This window comes from Streptomyces sp. NRRL B-1140, assembly GCF_001280065.1.
In the GTDB taxonomy this organism is placed as follows: domain Bacteria; phylum Actinomycetota; class Actinomycetes; order Streptomycetales; family Streptomycetaceae; genus Streptomyces.
The window spans coordinates 116,366-132,902 of record NZ_LGEA01000001.1 but is presented as its reverse complement, the minus strand read 5'-3'; the positions used below and the strand labels follow the sequence as shown (position 1 = coordinate 132,902).

Sequence of the window (16,537 nt, the reverse complement as noted above, 5' to 3'; positions counted from 1 at the left end):
CGCTACGCCCCCCTCAGCGTCCCGGCGATGCCCGAGATGGCCTCCGGCCCCACTCTGCAGCAGCCGCCGATGAGCCGGGCTCCCGCCTGCTGCCAGCCCTTCACCTGGCCGGCGGTGAAGCTGGAGCGGCCGGTCCAGGCGCGCGCCCCGGCGTCCCACGTCTCGCCGCTGTTGGGGTAGACGACGACGGGCTTGCCGGTGACCCGCGCCGCCGTCGCCACCGCGGTGTCCACGTCCTGCGGCGCGCAGCAGTTCACCCCGACCGCGATCACCTCGTCCGCCTCGGCGGCGGGGGCGAAGGCCTCCTCCAGCGGCTGCCCCGCACGGGTGCGGTCACCGGCCACGGAGTACGTCAGCCAGGCCGGCACCCCGAGCCCGCGCACCGCCCGCAGCAGGGCCGTGGCCTCGTCGGCGTCCGGGACCGTCTCCAGGGCGAGGACGTCGGGCCGGGCCGCGGCCAGGACCTCCAGGCGCGGCCGGTGGAATCGTTCCAGCTCGTCCACGCTCAGCCCGTAGCGCCCCCGGTACTCCGAACCGTCCGCGAGCATCGCCCCGTACGGGCCGGCCGAGGCGGCCACCCACAGGGGCCGGGAGACCCGCGCCCGCCGGGCCGCCTCCCGGGCCGACTCCACGCTCAGCGCCATGAGTTCGGCCGCCCGGTCGTGGCCGATCCCGCGCCCCGCGAAGCCCTCGAACGTGGCCTGGTAGCTGGCCGTGATCGCCACGTCCGCCCCCGCCTGGAAGTAGGCGAGGTGCGCCTCGGTCACCGCCTCCGGCTGCTCGGCGAGCAGCCGGGCCGACCACAGCTCGTCGCTCAGGTCGTGCCCGGCGGATTCGAGCTGGTTGGACATGCCTCCGTCGAGGACGACCGTCCCGGCGGCGAGGGCTTCTGCGAGGGAGAGGGTGCTGGTCATGCCGACGACGGTAGTCGACGTTCCGTCGCGGAACCCAGCCGTTTGTGTCCATCAGATGAACAGGTCGACCAGCATGTGGGATCGCGGTTTACGATCAGGACCCTCCCCCTCCGCTTGTACAGGAACCCTCATGACCGTCCCCAGCCCCACCGAGGCCGCAGAACCCGCCGACCCGGCCGCGGGAGCCACCCCGGCGCCCGCCCGCCGCCGCACCTTCGGCCTCGCCGCCGCCACGGCCCTTGTCATGGGCAACATCATCGGCGGCGGCATCTTCGCCCTGCCCGCCACCGTCGCCCCGTACGGCACGGTCAGCCTGCTCGCGTTCCTCGTGCTCTCGGTGGGAGCCGTCCTGCTCGCGCTGCTCTTCGGCAGACTTGCGCGGCGCAGCCCCGTCACCGGCGGCCTGTACGTCTACCCCCGGGACGCCTTCGGCGAGTTCGCCGGGTTCCTGTCGGCCTGGTCGTACTGGACGATGTGCTGGGTCAGCATCGCCGCCCTGGCCGTCGCGGTCGTCGGCTACGTCGAGGTCCTCATACCCCTGCACGGCAACCACGCCCTCCAGGCCCTCGTCGCGATGGCCGCCCTCTGGCTGCCGGCCGCGGCGAACTTCGCGGGCACCCGCTGGGTCGGCGCGGTACAGGTCGTCTCCACGATCCTGAAGTTCGTACCGCTGCTCCTGCTGGCCACGATCGGCCTGTTCTTCGTCGACGCCGACAACTTCGGCCCGTTCAACGCCTCCGGACAGAGTGTCTCCGGCGCGCTGGCCGCCTCCGCCGCGCTGCTGCTGTACAGCTTCCTCGGGGTCGAGTCCGCCGCCGTCAGCGCGGGCGAGGTCCGCGACCCCGAGCGCACGGTCGGCCGGGCGAGCGTCCTCGGCACCCTGGCCTCCGCCCTCGTCTACGTCCTCGGAACCATCGCCGTCTTCGGCCTGGTCCCGCACGACCGGCTCGTCGACTCCGGCGCCCCCTTCGCCGACGCCGTCAACGCCCTCACCGGCAGCTCCTGGGGCGGCACCGCCATCGCTCTGGTCGCCGTCGCCTCGATCACCGGCTGCCTCAACGGCTGGATCCTCATGGCCGCCCAGATGCCGTACGCCGCCGCCCGCGACGGCCTCTTCCCGGCGCCCTTCGCCCGTCTCGGCAAGGGCGGTGTCCCCGGCTTCGGGGTGTGGGCCTGCGCGGTCCTCGGCAGCCTCCTCATCGCCCTCAACTACACGGCAGGCCCGGACACCACGTTCCGCGTCCTCGTCCTGATCACCACCTTCACCGGCTGCGTGCCCTACCTGTTGTCGGCGGCGGCCCAGTTGTACTGGCTGGCCCGCGGCACCCGCGACCGGGTCCGTCCCGCCGGTCTCGCCCGTGACCTGACCGTCGCCGTGCTCTCCTTCGGCTTCTCCTTCTGGCTGATCGCCGGCGCCGGGTACGCGGCCGTCTACCAGGGCGTGCTGTTCCTCTTCGCGGGGATCCCGGTGTACGTGTGGCTGCGGGGACGCACGGACAGCGCCGTGGCCGAGGCATAGCATCGGGGGATGCCCGAGGTCGCCGCAGCGCATGCCGAAGTACGTGAGGTCCTGCACGTCCCCGCGGACGAGGCGGTGTTCGAGCCACTCCCGCACAACCCGCGGAACGGCGTCACGGCCGGGCTGTGGCGGGTCACCGGCGGCGGCCGCTGTGCCGTTCTGAAGGTGCTGACGCGGACGCAGGAGAGCGGCGTCGCGTGGTCGGAGTCCAACGACCCGCGTCACCGGAACTTCTGGCGCCGCGAGGCCTACGTCCACCGGACCGGTCTCGCCGGGGTGTGGCAGCGGCACGGCATCCGCGCCCCCCGGTTGCTGGAGTACGTCGAACGCCCGGACGGTGACGTGGCGTTGTGGCTGGAGGACGTGCCGGGTGAACCGGCCACCGCATGGGCCTTCACCGGCCACGTCGACCACGCCCACTGCCTGGGCGCCGCGCAGGGCGCGATCGGCCCGGGGGAGGACGCCCCCTGGCTGTCCCACTCCTTCCTGCGGGACCACACCTCGCGGAAGACGACCGGTGAGGAGCGGCTCGACGACGACGAGGCGTGGCGGCACCCCCTGATCCGGCGGCACTTCCCGCCCGGCCTGCGCGAGGACATGGTCCGCCTCCACCACGACCGCGAGTGGTTCCTCACGGTCATGGAGTCGCTGCCCCGCGCCCTGAGCCACCTCGACCAGCGGCCCGCGAACGTCCTCTCCGGCGGCCCCGGCACCAGCGTCCTGCTCGACTGGGCGTTCACCGGCGACGGCGCCCTCGGCGAGGACCTCGGCACCTACCTCCCGGAGTGCGTCTTCGGCCTGTACGTCCCGGCCGCCGACCTGCCGGGCCTCGCCAAGGCGGCCTACGACGCCTACGTGCACGGGCTGCTCGGGAGCGGACGGCGGGGCGACGAACGCCTCGTCCGGCTCGGTGTGTGCGCCTCGGCGGTGAAGTACCACTGGCTCACGGCCCTGATGCTTGAGCGGGCGGACGAGGAGCCGGTGGCCCACGACGGTGAGGGCACGGTCCCGGCCGAGGTCCGTCACCGGGAAACGGGCCGGACGCTGGCGTTCCTGGCCGAGTGGGCGGCCGAGGCGCGGATGCTGGCTCCCCTGCTCGGTTTCCCGGAAGCCCCCAGCGGCCGTTGAGCCGTGGAACGGAGTGAGAGGCCATGGCCCGGGTCGTCGAGCTGTCGTACTACCCCGTCAAGGGCTGCGCCGGGACGCCGGTACGCGAGGCGGTGATCACCCCGGCCGGACCGGCGCACGACCGCAGCTTCATGGTCGTCAGCGAGGAGGGCGTGTACCGGACGCAGCGCCGCAACCCGCTGCTGGCCGTCATCCGCCCCCTCCTCACGCCCGGCGGCGACCGCCTCACGCTCACCGCACCCGACACCGAGTCCCTCCACGTCCGGGTGGACACCTCCGGCCCCCGGCGGAAGGTCGACCTGTTCGGAACCGCCTACCGGGGCATCGACCAAGGTGATGACGCGGCCCACTGGCTCTCGGATCTGCTGGGCGCGCCGAGCCGGCTGGTACGGGTCCCACCGGAACACGACCGGGTGACCGACGGCCTCACACCCGGCACCTCCGGCTACGCCGACAGCTGCGCCCTGCACGTCATCTCCCGCTCCACACTCGACCTCCTCGACCAGCGGATGACCGACCGCGGTGCGGGCCCCCTGCCGTTCGACCGCTTCCGCCCCAACCTCGTCGTCGACGGCTGGGACGACCCCCACACGGAGGACCGCGCCCGCCGCCTCCGCATCGGCGGCGCGGAACTGGGCTACGCCAAACTCGCCATCCGCTGCGCGGTCACCCTCGTCGACCAGCACACCGGCACCCGAGCGGGCCCGGAACCCCTGCGCACCCTCGCCACCTACCGCCGCGCCCGCCAGGGTGGCATCGCCTTCGGCACGAAATACGCGGTGCTCCGGCCCGGCACGGTGGCGGTGGGTGACGAGGTGGAGGTCGCGGCGTGGGGGGAGTCCGAACTGTGAGGCCGCGGCTCAGACCGACCGATGGGGGCCGCCCTGGGCGCAGCAGCGGACGATCGAGAAATGCCGCGTGGGGATCGAGCGAGAAGCGGCGGTGCGCACGCCTGTGGCCGCTGCCGTGGTCCGGGTGTGGCTGCGCGCACCACGGGGACGGGTCCGGCTCGTGCCGATGGCGGGGAGCGGTCAACGACTCGCCCCGTCAGACCCGTTGACCTCCTCGTGGCACACCCTTACCTTTTCCGCGTTCGTAATGACAGATGACGTTCGAGATTTCAGACGGCGTGGTGTGTTCCCCCCACCCCATGAGAGGCAGGCCGCATGAGCCGCGACCCTGTTCCGCCCACATCCCCCAGCCGCAGACTGCTGCTGAAGGGCGCCGCGGCCGCCGGCGCCTTCGCCGCCGTCCCCGCCCTCCCCGGCACCGCCCAGGCGGCGCCCCCGGCGACCGTCACGGAATCCGCCGCCGAAACAGCCGGCGGGCGCCCGAAGCCCGCCCCCTTCGTGAACCCGCTCGTCCGCAACCGCGCCGACCCGCACATCCAGCGGCACACGGACGGCTTCTACTACTTCACCGCCACCGCCCCCGAGTACGACCGCATCATCCTGCGCCGCTCCCGCACCCTGGGGGGCCTCGGCACGGCGGACGAGTCCGTCATCTGGCGCGCCCACGCCACCGGCCCCATGGGCGCCCACATATGGGCGCCCGAACTGCACCGCATCGGCGGCAAGTGGTACATCTACTTCGCCTCCGCACCGGCCGAGGACGTCTGGGCGATCCGCATCTGGGTGCTGGAGAACGCCCACGCCAACCCCTTCCAGGGCACCTGGGTGGAAAGGGGCCAGATCAAGACGGCGTGGGAAACCTTCTCCCTGGACGCCACCACCTTCACCCACCGGGGCAGGCGTTACCTCGCCTGGGCCCAGCACGAGCCCGGGCTGGACAACAACACCGGCATCTTCCTGTCGGAGATGGCGAGCCCGTGGACCCTGACGGGCCCGCAGGTGCGGCTCTCCACCCCGGAGTACGACTGGGAGTGCATCGGCTACAGGGTCAACGAAGGCCCGTACGTCCTCAAGCGCAACGGCCGCCTCTTCATGACGTACTCGGCCAGCGCCACCGACTTCAACTACTGCATGGGTCTGCTGACCGCCGACGCCGACAGTCACCTCCTGGACCCCATGAGCTGGTCCAAGTCGCCGGTCCCGGTCTTCACCAGCAACGACACGACCAAGCAGTACGGCCCGGGCCACAACTGCTTCACGGTCGCCGAGGACGGCCGCACCGACGTCCTCGTCTACCACGCCCGCCAGTACAAGGAGATCAACGGCGACCCGCTGAACGATCCCAACCGCCACACCCGCGTCCAGACACTCGGCTGGAAGAGCGACGGCACCCCCGACTTCGGCATACCGGTCGCCGACACCCCGCCGGCGGGTGAATGACATGAGACGTGTCTGCACCACCCTGCTCGCCCTGTGCCTCGGCCTGTTCGGCGCCCTCGCCACCGCCGGGCCCGCCCAGGCCGCGCCCCAGACGATCACCAACGGCACCCGGTTCACCGACACCTCGGGCAGCCCGGTCCACGCGCACGGCGGCGGAGTCCTCAAGGTCGGCAGTTACTACTACTGGTTCGGCGAGCACCGCAACGCCGACAACACCTTCCGGTACGTCGACGCCTACCGCTCGACCGACCTGAAGAACTGGGAGTTCCGCAACCACGTCCTGACCGAGGCGAGCGCACCCGAGCTCGCGACGGCCAACATCGAGCGGCCGAAGGTCGTGTACAACGCCTCCAACGGCACGTTCGTGATGTGGATGCACAAGGAGAACGGCACCGACTACAGCGAGGCCCGCGCGGCCGTAGCCGTGTCCGACACCGTCGACGGCGACTACACCTGGAAGGGCAGTTTCCGCCCGCTCGGCCAGCACATGTCCCGTGACATCACGCTCTTCACCGACACCGACGGCGCCGGCTACATGATCTCCGCCGCCCGCGAGAACTACGACCTGCAGATCTACCGCCTCACCGCCGACTACACCGGCATCGCGAGCCTGGTCGCCAACCCCTGGCCCGGCGGCCACCGTGAGGCACCGGCGCTGTTCAAGCGGAACGGCGTGTACTTCATGCTGACCTCGGGCGCGACGGGCTGGAACCCCAACCAGCAGCAGTACGCGACGGCCACCAGCATCGCCGGCCCCTGGTCGGCCATGAAGAACACAGGCGACTCGACGGCGTACGGCTCGCAGACGGCCTTCGTGCTGCCGGTGCAGGGCACCTCGGGCACCTCGTACCTCTACCTGGGCGATCGCTGGGGCAACTCCTTCGGCGGCACCGTCAACGACTCGCGGTACGTGTGGCTGCCGCTGGCCTTCCCCAGCTCGACCACCATGGCCATGTCCTGGTCGCCGGAGGTCACGATCGACACGGCGGCCGGGACCGTCACCGGCACCGGCGCCACGTACAACACGCTCATCGCCCGCCACTCCTCCAAGTGCGCGGACGTGACGAGCCAGTCGCTGTGGGCGGGTGCCCAGATCAAGCAGTACGACTGCAACGGAGGTGCCAACCAGAAGTACTGGTTCAAGCCGCTCGGAGGCGGTTACCACCAGCTGATGGTCAGGAACAGCAGCCTGTGCGTGCAGGAGAACGCGAGCACGGTCACGCAGGAGGACTGCACGTCCTCCGCGACGAGCCAGCAGTGGTCGCTGACCACCACCGGCTCGTACGTCAACGTCAGGTCCCGCGCGAGCGGTGAGTGCCTGGACGTGAACGGGGCCTCCACCGCGAACGGCGCCGCGCTCATCACGTACACGTGCAACAGCGGCACCAACCAGCAGTGGACACGCGGGACATGACGTCCGCCCGTCGTTGACGGCGTGCGCTTCCGGCCGTCCGTGCCACCGTCGGCCGGAAGCGCACCAGGATTCCGCTGTCGCAGAGTGCCGTGGAGGATCCCCAGCTCTAGAAAGCGCTTGCGCCGAGCGATACGGTCGGCCTCCAGGCCGTGTCGTGGACCGGGAGGAGCCTGGAGTGAGACGTTTCAGCATCGCCGTCGCGGCGGCGGTGACCCTGGGTGCCGGGCTGTGGTCCGCGCCGGCCCACGCGGGCCAGGAGAGCGGAGGCCGGGGGCTTCCCCACTGCACCGCCGGCACCTGCCACTTCGACGTTCCACCGGGCACCTACGACGTGCGGGTCACCCTCGGCGGCACGGAGGCGTCCAGCACGAGCATCAGCGGCGAGACCCGCCGCGCCCTGCTCCCGGAGACGCCCGCACCGGCCGGCGAGCGGGTCACCCGCAGCTTCACCGTGAACGTCCGCACCCCCGAGGGCGAGCCCACCGGCCCCGAGGGAACGCCCGGCCTCGACCTGACGATCGGCGGAACCGCCCCCGCCCTCGCCGGGATCGAGGTCAAGCGGGCCCGGCACACCCGCCAGATCCTCCTGGTCGGCGACTCCACCGTCTGCGACCAGCCCGGCGACCCTTACTCCGGCTGGGGCCAGCAACTGCCCCAGTACCTCCGCAAGGGCGTGTCCGTCGCCAACTACGCCGATTCCGGGGAGAGTACGGTCTCGTATCTGGGGAACCCGCAGCTGTGGGCCACCGTACGGCCCCTGATCCGCCCCGGCGATCCGGTCCTGGTCCAGCTCGCCCACAACGACAAGACCACGGACGAGGCCACCTACCGGGCCAACCTGGAAACCCTGGTGGCGGGCGTCCGGGAGCGGGGCGGTCAGCCGGTCCTTGTCACTCCCATCGTGCGGCGCTGGTTCAGCCCCGACGGCACGCTGAACAACGGAACCGCGCTGCTGGTCAACGGCCTCGGTGTCGACCACCCGGCCGTCATCCGTTCCGTCGCCGCGGCGCGCGACGTCCCGCTGATCGACCTCACGGCGAAGACCAAGGCACTGGTGGAGTCCCTCGGTGTCGAAGGCTCGAAGGCGCTGTACCTCACGAACGAGGCGCGGGACAACACGCACACCTCCGTGCGCGGTGCGACGGCCTACGCGGGCCTCGTCCGCGACGAACTCGTCACCCGGCATCTGGTGCCGAAGGGCACGGTGCGGGTGGGATGAACCCCTGGGGCGCCCCGACCGGAACCGGGGCGCCCCAGGTCCGATCCGTATCCACCGGCCCGCGCACGAAAGACACCCGATGCAGCTGCCTCCCGCCGACCGCACGACGTCCCCGTTCACCGGCTACACCCGATCCCACTGGGAGGCGGCGGCCGACTCCCTGCTCGCCGCCGTCGAGCCGTACGCCACCGAGGACCGCGCGCTGTACCACCTGCCCGGCGACCGGGCCGGCTGGACGGGCCGCCTCTCCGACGGCCTGGAGGGATACGCCCGCACCCTGCTGCTCGCCGCCTTCCGCCGCGACGAGAAGGCCCTGGAGCGCTACGCGACCGGCCTCGCCGCCGGTGTCTCGGGCGTCTGGCCCCGTATCGAGGACCGCCACCAGTCCCTGGTGGAGGCCGCGTCCGTCGCCCTGGCCCTGCGCCTGACCCGGGACCTGCTCTGGGACCGCCTGGACGACGGCGTGCGTCAGCGCACGGCCGCCTGGCTGTCCGACGCCCTCACGGCCGAGCCCTGGCCCTGCAACTGGGAACTGTTCCCTGTCACCGTGGGCGGCTTCCTGGCCGAGATCGGCCACGAGCCGGAAGCCTCCCGAGCGGCGATCGAGCGCGGCCTGGAACGCATCGAGCAGTGGTACGTCGGCGACGGCTGGTACACCGACGGCGACGGCCGCAAGTACGACTACTACAACGGCTGGGCGATGCACCTCTACCCGGTGCTGCACGCCTGGCTGGAGCGCGACGAGCGGCTGCTGGAGCTGTACGGCGACCGCCTTCTCCGGCACCTCTCCGACTACGCCCGCCTGTTCGGCGGCGACGGCGCCCCCATGCACCAGGGCCGCTCCCTGACGTACCGCTTCGCCACGACGGCCCCCCTGTGGCTCGGCGCGCTGACCGGCCGTACGCCCCTGCCGCCCGGCGAGACCCGGCGGCTGGCCTCGGGCGCGCTGAAGTACTTCCTGGACCGGGGCGCGGTGGACGACCGGGGCCTGCTCTCCCTCGGCTGGCACGGCTACGACGAGTCCGTCCTTCAGGGGTACTCGGGCCCGGCCTCGCCGTACTGGGCGAGCAAGGGCTTCCTCGGTCTGCTCCTGCCCGCCGACCACGAGGTGTGGACGGCACCGGAGGAGCCCGCCCCCGCCGAGCGCGCGGACTTCGCCACCCCCGTCGGGCCTCCCAACTGGCTGCTCCAGGCCACCCGTTCCGACGGTGTGGTCCGGCTCCACAACCACGGCAGCGAGGACGTCCGCTACGACCCGTACTACACGCGGCTCGCGTACTCCACCGTGACGACTCCCGCGGACTCGTACGACAACAGCGTCCTCGTCGGCGGCGACCCGAGCCGCACGGGCATCGAGCCGCTCGGCGTGGGTGAGAGCTGGGCGGCGTCCCGGCACACGGCGGGCGGGGGAGCGCGGGTGACCAGTGCGGTACTGGTGCGCGGGGCGGCGGAGGTGCGGGCGCATCTGGTGTCGGGGGCGGAGCCGGGGACGGAGGTCCGCGTGACCGGCTGGGCCGCACCGGACGGCACTCGGGCGGAACTGCTGCCCGTCGTCGGTCTCGACGCCGACCTCACCGGCGTCACCACCGGGGACTCCACCCTCTTCGTCGCCCTGGCCCGGCTCACCGCCGAGGCGGATCCGGTCCCCCTGGCGGAAACGGTCGCGGTGACCGTTTCCGGGGCGGGAGAGCTGACCGTCCGCTGGAGCGACGGGCCCGAGGTGGCGGTCCGGCTGGACGTGTCCGGCGTGCACGTCGGCTGAGGCCACCGCCCTCCGGGCCACCGGTGCCCGTCATCCTTCGGTCCGCGCCGAAGCGATCCCGGCCTAGCGTGCCGCCATGACCGCAGATCCGCAGCAGACGCCGTCCGGCCGGGCCGCCACCGCCTTCGCCGCCCTTCACCACGCCGAGGAGCCCCTGCTGTTGCCCAACGCCTGGGATCACGCATCCGCCCGGGCCCTCGCGGAGCAGGGGTTCCGGGCGGTCGGGACGACGAGCCTGGGTGTCGCGGCGGCGGCGGGTCTGCCCGACGGGGCGGCGGCGACCCGCGAGGAGACGCTGCGGCTGGCGGTGGCCCTGGGATCCGGGCCGTTTCTGCTGTCCGTCGACGCCGAGGGCGGATTCAGCGACGACCCGGACGAAGTGGCCGAGTTCGCGCGGGCGCTGTACGCCGTCGGAGCGGTCGGCATCAATCTGGAGGACGGTCTCGGACCGGCCGCCCGGCACGCGGCGAAGATCGAGGCGGTCAAGCGGGCCGTTCCCGGCCTGTTCGTCAACGCCCGCACCGACACCCACTGGCTGGGCGACGGCGACGGTACCCTCGCACGCCTCGACGCGTACCAGCAGGCAGGCGCGGACGGGGTGTTCGTGCCCGGTCTCACCGACCCGCGGGGGATCGAGGCGCTGGTGCGCCGCCTGGAGGTGCCCCTCAACATCCTCTATGCGCCCCAAGGCCCGCCCGTCGCCCGCCTCGCCGAGACAGGCGTCCGCCGGATCAGTCTCGGCTCGCTGCTGTACCGGCGGGCACTGGGCGCGGCACTGGACGCCGCGGCCGGCATCCGCGCGGGCCGGCCACCGACGGGCACCACACCGGCCTACGACGATGTGGCGGGGCTCGCCGCGCCGCACCGCACGCCCGGCGCCCGGACGAGCCGCTAGGTGTCGAGCGCGGCGACCAGCAGCGAGACGGCGGCGAGGTCGGGCGCGTTGCGCAGACAGGTGACGGCCTGCCTGCCCCCGAACTCGCGCTGCGCGGCCGTCACGGCGGGATCGACGGCCGTCGAGGCCTGCACATGGATGTAGTTCAGGGCCGTGGCGAAGAGCATCGAGAAGGACTCCGGGCCGGTCAGGACGGCTCGGCCCCCCGCCTCGCGGTAGGCGTGTGCCACGCGCCGTGCGGAGGCGATGTCCACCTCGTTGCCGCCGGACCAGACGTAGAGGGCGCGTGCGAACTCCCGCTCCGCCGCGATGGGACCGGCGTTGTCCCAGTCCAGGAGGACGGGCCCGTCCCGGCCGATCAGCACGTTCCGGGGCTGCAGGTCCAGGTGCGAGGTCACCAGGCCGCCGGGCGCCGAGGGGGTCACCCAGTAGGCCAGTGCCGGCGCGGACGTGGCGACGAACCGGTCCAGTTCGTCCGACCACGGCAGGCCGGCGTCCCGCACCTTCTCGACGAGGTTCTCCCAGTCGCCGTCGTCGGGGCACCGCTCGTACCAGTCGTCCGGGGCCTCGGCGGCTCCCTCGCCGGCCCGGTGGAGCAGCGCCATGGTCCGGCCGAACCAGTCCAGCACCTCCGGGTCGGAGGTGTCCGCCTCGGTGCCGTCGATCCAGTCGTACAGCTTCACCCAGGACACGCCGTCGGCGCAGCCGAGGCGGGAGACGTGGGCGCCGTGCCGGTCGGGGTGGAGCCGGGGCGAGGCGATGCCCAGGTCCGCCGCGGAGTTCCGTAAGGCGGCCTCGCGGGCCACCTGGGCCTCGTCGCAGCCGAAGAGGAGCTCTTTCACGGCCCAGGCGCGGCCGTTCCCGGAGAGTTTCCAGATCTGGCCGAGGGCGCCGCGGGTGACGGGTGTCATGGCCCAGGGGCCGGTGCCGAGGGAGTGGAGATCCGCTATGACACCGGCCGTGTCATCGGATCGTGCGCGTTCGGTCATCCCGAAGTCCCCTTTTCGTTCGGCCAGTTCAGGAGCATCACGTGCAGGGCGCCGATCGCCCTGTCCCAGGAGACCTGCACGTCACGGGGCGCGCCGAAGGCGCCGGTGGACTCCAGGGCGCAGTAGCCGTGGAAGGTGCTGCGCAGCAGGCGCACGGCGTCGGTGAGGTCCGGTTCCTCCAGGCCGTAGGCGCGGAGCATGCCGTAGGTGACGTCCGCGGTTCGCCGCATTGCGGGGGAATCCGCGACGAGTTCCGGGTCGACGCGGATCTGGGTCGCCGCGTACCGGCCGGGGTGTTCCAGGGCGTAGGCCCGGTAGGCGGCGGCGAAGGCGCCCAGCGTGTCCCTGCCGGCCTCCCGCCCCTCGACCGCCTCCGCGATCCGGTCGGTCATCTCGCCACCGGCGAGGAGCGCCATGCGGGTCCGCAGGTCCTTCAGGCCCCGGACGTGGGTGTACAGACTCGCGTCCTTCACCCCGAACCGTCGGGCCAGCGCGGACAGGGTGACGCCCTCGAGCCCGGCCTCGTCGGCGAGTTCCACCGCGGCCGCGACGAGGCGCTCGGGCGTGAGACCGGCTCTGGGCATGGGGGTCGGGGGTCACCTCTCGAAGAGCGCGACGCCGAGGGCGAGTCCCCTCGGACGCACCACGTGATCGTAGCCGCCGGTGGGGTGCGTGGGAGGGCCGGACCGCGTGGGGTGCACCAGTCCCCGCACCTGGAGCGACATCACCATCGAGACCACCGCCAGGCATGTTCAAGCCTTCTCGAACGTTCGGTCTTGATTCGAAGATCGTTCCGTTGGACGCTGAGGCATGCAGAATCTGCCGACATTCGTTCTCGTCCACGGGGCGTTCGCCAATTCGTTCTCGTTCGCGCCGTTGCAGGCCGAGCTCGCCCTGCTCGGGCACCGCTCGGTCGGGGTCGACCTTCCAGGGCACGGATTCGAGGCGACCTTCCCCGCGGCCTACCAGGCGCCCCAGATGCTCGACGCCCTCGCAGCAGAGCCGGGGAGCATCAAGGGAGTCACGCTCGCCGACAACGCCGCCCGTGTGATCGAAGTCCTCGAACGGGCCAAGCGGAACGGGCCCACCGTCCTCGTCGCCCACAGCAGGGGTGGCGCCACGGCCACCGCCGTCGCCAACGCCCGGCCCGAACTGATCGACCGGATCGTCTACGTCTCCGCCTGGTGTCCTGTCGACCTGACCGTGGGTGAGTACTACGCCCAGCCGGAGATGGCGGACGTCGACGCGGGAGCCTTCGCCGCCACACTCGTCGGGAAGCCGGCCGAACTCGGTCTGCTGCGGATCAACTTCCGCACCGCCGACCCGACGGCGCTCGCCGCGTTCAAGCGAGCGTTCGCCGCCGACCTGACCGATGACGAGTTCCGCACTTTCCTCAACACCTTCCAGCCCGACGAGAACCTCGACGTCGGTACGTCCGCCGACCGGGCACAGGCGGCGACCTGGGGCCGCGTTCCCAAAACCTATGTACGCCTGGCCGACGACGCGAGCCTTCCGCTCGCCGTGCAGGACCGCATGATTCGCGAAGCCGACGCGCTCACGCCCGACAACCCCTTCGACGTCCGGACACTCGAGGGCAGTCACCTGCGCTGGCTCGTCCACCCGAAACCGGCCGCCGAGCTGCTCGCAACCCTCTGGGCTCGCTGACACCGTTCACCCCGGCCCGCCCCCGGCGCGGGCCGGACCGTCAGCCGTTGATCCCGCTGTAGTGCCGCAGACTCCACCGCCACACCAGCCGCGACGCCAGATACGCCAGCAGCCCGAGCAGCGGGGAGGCGGCAGCGAGCCAGTAGGGGACTCCGGTCGAGTGGCCGTGGCCCGTCAGGACCGCCGCCGGGAAGTAGGCGACGAACGCGAGCGGGAGACCGAAGGTGAGGAATCCGCCCACCGCCCTCGGCAGGACGTTCAGCGGGTAGCTGCCGAAGGTGCCGAGGAGTTCCTCCAGCCAGCGGCCCCACATGTCGGCGGCCGGGAAACGCAGGGACGCACTGGCGACCACCGTGAACAGGGCGGCCTCCAGCAGCATGCCGCCGAGGACGGCCGCGACCAGGTACGTGACGCGGCCGGCCGTCCAGTCCAGGTCGCTGCGGGAGAGCGCGCCCACCATCAGGCCCGCCGCCACCGTCAGGTCCCCGATGGCGTTGGTCGGGAAGAACGCCAGCTGGATCTGCCGGTGCACCGGCATGGGGCGCATCAGATAGATGTCGATCCGCCCTTCCTGGACCTGCCGTCCGGCCCAGTGCACGCGCCCCAGGAACAGCACGAACAGCCCGTGCGCCAGCATCCGCGTCGCCGGAATCAGCAGCACGTCGGAGCTGTCCCAGCCGCCCATCCCGGCGAACCGGGACAGCAGCACCGTGGCGAACACGATCACCGACACCTGCCAGATCGCGCCGATCGCGATCATCAGCAGGAACTCGGTGCGGTACTCCAGCTGTGCACGGAAGTTGAGCGCCGTCACGCGCCACACGATCCGCAGAGCCTTCAGCGACACCTCAGCCTCCCTGCGAGATCACGCGCCGGGCGGCCCGCCGCCACAGCAACCGGGTGAACAGCGCCAGCACCACGACCCACACCGCCTGCACGGAGAGCTGGAACGCCGCGTCCGACAGCGGGATACGCCCCACGTACAGCGACAGCGGCACGCTCAGCGTCGCCTGGAAGGGCAGGAACGCGCTCATCGTCACGAACCAGTCCGGGAAGAACCACAGCGGCGCGTACACCCCGGACAGCAGGTTCTGCGCGAACAGCAGGATGAGCATGGCCGCGGTGTTGCGGACCGTCCAGAAGCACAACTGGTCCAACACCAGCATCACGTAGTACAGGACCCACTGGCCCAGCAGCAGGCTGAGCAGGAACACCCCCGCAGCGGCGGACGAGGCGGGCGGCTCGACGACGCCCGCGGCCAGGCAGATCGCGTACCCCGTCGACGCCCAGGCCAGCCCGTACAGTTGCTCGCCTGCCGCCCGCAGGGCGTAGTAGCGCTGCGGCGGCAGTGGGCGCAGGTACCAGTAGACGATGGTGCCGAAGTGCATGTGCTGCAGGACCGTGTCCCGGCCCGCGTACTGGTCCAGCTCCCGCAGCCGGGAGGCCAGTACGGCCAGCACGGCGTACGTGACGGCCTGGTCGCGGCTGAGCCCCGCGGTCGTGCCGGACTGCGCGTACAGGCCCCTCCACAGTGACCAGACGAGCACCACCTGCACGGCCAGCCGGAGGGCGACGGCGGTCATCCGGGGCGGTGCGTTCAGCTCGCCGAGCGGGGTGACCCGGGCGGCGCGCCAAGCGCTGAGCGCGGCCACGTCAGACCTCCCCGGCGTGCGCGTACGCGGCCCGCATCACGTCCTCGAGGTCCGCCTCGTCCAGGGCGATGTCCGCCACCTCGAACCGCTCGATCACCGCCTTCAACGCCTGCTGGACGGTGGGGGCGTCCGGGCCGTCGGGTCCGAGGACGATCTGCCCGCCGGTGTGCCGCAGCAGCGTGGTGCCCGGCGGCGGGACGACCTCGGTGTGCGGATCGGCAAGCGTGGCCCGCACCTGCCACGTGGAGCCGAACTTCCGGCGGATCTCCTCGAGCGAGCCGTCCAGCATCAGCCGGCCGTGGTTGACCAGCACCACCCGCTCGGCGAGCCGCTCGACCTCCGTCATGTCGTGCGTGGTCAGCAGCACCGTACGGCCACGCTGCTCCACCTGGTGCCGCAGGAACTCCCGCACCTGCTCCTTCACCACCACGTCCATGCCGATGGTCGGCTCGTCGAGGAACACCACCGGCGGGTCGTGCAACAGGGCGGCGGCCAGATCGCTGCGCACCCGCTGGCCGAGCGAGAGATGGCGGACCCGGGTGTCCCAGAACGACGACAGCTCCAGGATCTCGTCGAACTCCGTGAGGCGCGCGGTGTGTTCGGCCTTGGGGACCTCGTAGATGTCCCGCAGGATCGCGAACGACTCGCGCACCGGCAGGTCCCACCACAGCTGGGTGCGCTGCCCGAACACCGCGCCCACGTTCCGGGCGTTGCGCTCGCGTTCCCGGTACGGCACCACGCCCGCGACCCGGGCCTCGCCGGACGTGGGCGTGAGGATGCCGGTGAGGATCTTGATGGTGGTGGACTTGCCGGCGCCGTTGGGCCCGAGCAGGGCGAGGAGTTCGCCCGCGGCCACGTCGAAGGTGATGTCGGAGACCGCGTGCTTGGCCACCCGCTCGGGGTTGACCAGGGAACGGACGGCGCCCATGAAACCGGGGCGGCGGACGGTGGTGTGAAAGGTACGGGACAGCCCGCGGACCTCGATGGCAACACTCAACTGACCCACCAGCTTCCTTGCGGTGAACACAGCGGCGGCCGGTCGGCTGGGGGCCGACCGGCCGCGGATGACATCCCGAGCCTGTCGGAATG

15 protein-coding genes are annotated in these 16,537 nt (G+C 71.9%); 9 read left to right on the top strand and 6 right to left on the bottom strand.

The genetic code is table 11. The features are described 5' to 3' along the window. Positions 1 to 2: 2 nt before the first annotated feature. A complete protein-coding gene (gene mmuM / locus ADK65_RS00580) occupies positions 3 to 914 on the bottom strand; it encodes a homocysteine S-methyltransferase (protein WP_053667748.1) in 912 nt (303 codons plus the stop codon). A 130-nt stretch (positions 915 to 1,044) separates the two neighbouring features. Here mmuM and ADK65_RS00575 point away from each other — a divergent pair, with 130 nt between their 5' ends. The 8 genes from ADK65_RS00575 (at position 1,045) to ADK65_RS00540 (ending at position 11,142) form a co-directional block, all read left to right on the top strand. Further along, positions 1,045 to 2,433, top strand: a complete 1,389-nt coding sequence (locus tag ADK65_RS00575) for an amino acid permease (protein ID WP_053667747.1) — start codon at positions 1,045 to 1,047, stop codon at positions 2,431 to 2,433. 9 nt (positions 2,434 to 2,442) lie between these two features. Beyond that, positions 2,443 to 3,561, top strand: a complete 1,119-nt coding sequence (locus ADK65_RS00570; protein ID WP_053667746.1) for a hypothetical protein — start codon at positions 2,443 to 2,445, stop codon at positions 3,559 to 3,561. 23 nt (positions 3,562 to 3,584) lie between these two features. After that, on the top strand, positions 3,585 to 4,412 hold the full coding sequence (locus ADK65_RS00565; protein WP_053667745.1) for an MOSC domain-containing protein: 828 nt from the start codon (positions 3,585 to 3,587) through the stop codon (positions 4,410 to 4,412). A 315-nt stretch (positions 4,413 to 4,727) separates the two neighbouring features. Beyond that, positions 4,728 to 5,852 (top strand): family 43 glycosylhydrolase, encoded by a 1,125-nt coding sequence (locus ADK65_RS00560; RefSeq protein ID WP_053667744.1) that lies wholly within the window; start codon positions 4,728 to 4,730, stop codon positions 5,850 to 5,852. A 1-nt stretch (position 5,853) separates the two neighbouring features. Then, positions 5,854 to 7,266 (top strand): RICIN domain-containing protein, encoded by a 1,413-nt coding sequence (locus ADK65_RS00555; protein WP_053667743.1) that lies wholly within the window; start codon positions 5,854 to 5,856, stop codon positions 7,264 to 7,266. A 175-nt stretch (positions 7,267 to 7,441) separates the two neighbouring features. Further along, positions 7,442 to 8,485, top strand: coding sequence for a rhamnogalacturonan acetylesterase (locus ADK65_RS00550; RefSeq protein WP_053667742.1), 1,044 nt, complete (start codon positions 7,442 to 7,444; stop codon positions 8,483 to 8,485). Between the two features lie 79 nt (positions 8,486 to 8,564). After that, positions 8,565 to 10,247 (top strand): DUF2264 domain-containing protein, encoded by a 1,683-nt coding sequence (locus ADK65_RS00545; RefSeq protein ID WP_053667741.1) that lies wholly within the window; start codon positions 8,565 to 8,567, stop codon positions 10,245 to 10,247. Between the two features lie 76 nt (positions 10,248 to 10,323). After that, on the top strand, positions 10,324 to 11,142 hold the full coding sequence (locus ADK65_RS00540) for an isocitrate lyase/PEP mutase family protein (protein WP_053667740.1): 819 nt from the start codon (positions 10,324 to 10,326) through the stop codon (positions 11,140 to 11,142). Here ADK65_RS00540 and ADK65_RS00535 read toward each other — a convergent pair. Together ADK65_RS00535 and ADK65_RS00530 are read right to left on the bottom strand one after the other, a co-directional pair. Beyond that, entirely contained in the window at positions 11,139 to 12,131 is a 993-nt protein-coding gene (locus ADK65_RS00535) for a phosphotransferase enzyme family protein (protein WP_053667739.1), read from the bottom strand. The genes ADK65_RS00540 and ADK65_RS00535 overlap by 4 nt on opposite strands. Next, complete coding sequence (locus tag ADK65_RS00530) at positions 12,128 to 12,715, bottom strand: TetR/AcrR family transcriptional regulator (RefSeq protein WP_053667738.1); 588 nt, start codon at positions 12,713 to 12,715, stop codon at positions 12,128 to 12,130. The genes ADK65_RS00535 and ADK65_RS00530 overlap by 4 nt, the downstream gene beginning before the upstream one ends. A 226-nt stretch (positions 12,716 to 12,941) precedes the next feature. Here ADK65_RS00530 and ADK65_RS00525 point away from each other — a divergent pair, with 226 nt between their 5' ends. Continuing rightward, positions 12,942 to 13,796 (top strand): alpha/beta fold hydrolase, encoded by an 855-nt coding sequence (locus ADK65_RS00525; protein ID WP_053667737.1) that lies wholly within the window; start codon positions 12,942 to 12,944, stop codon positions 13,794 to 13,796. A 40-nt stretch (positions 13,797 to 13,836) separates the two neighbouring features. On the opposite strand, the gene ADK65_RS00520 is transcribed toward ADK65_RS00525, so the two are convergent. From ADK65_RS00520 to ADK65_RS00510, 3 genes are read right to left on the bottom strand one after another with little or no spacing between them, the layout of a single operon-like run. Next, positions 13,837 to 14,643: an ABC-2 family transporter protein gene (locus tag ADK65_RS00520; RefSeq protein WP_053667736.1), complete on the bottom strand. Its 807-nt coding sequence runs from the start codon at positions 14,641 to 14,643 to the stop codon at positions 13,837 to 13,839. A 1-nt stretch (position 14,644) separates the two neighbouring features. After that, a complete protein-coding gene (locus ADK65_RS00515; RefSeq protein ID WP_053667735.1) occupies positions 14,645 to 15,448 on the bottom strand; it encodes an ABC-2 family transporter protein in 804 nt (267 codons plus the stop codon). Between the two features lies 1 nt (position 15,449). Continuing rightward, positions 15,450 to 16,445: an ABC transporter ATP-binding protein gene (locus tag ADK65_RS00510; RefSeq protein WP_053667734.1), complete on the bottom strand. Its 996-nt coding sequence runs from the start codon at positions 16,443 to 16,445 to the stop codon at positions 15,450 to 15,452. Positions 16,446 to 16,537 lie beyond the last annotated feature (92 nt).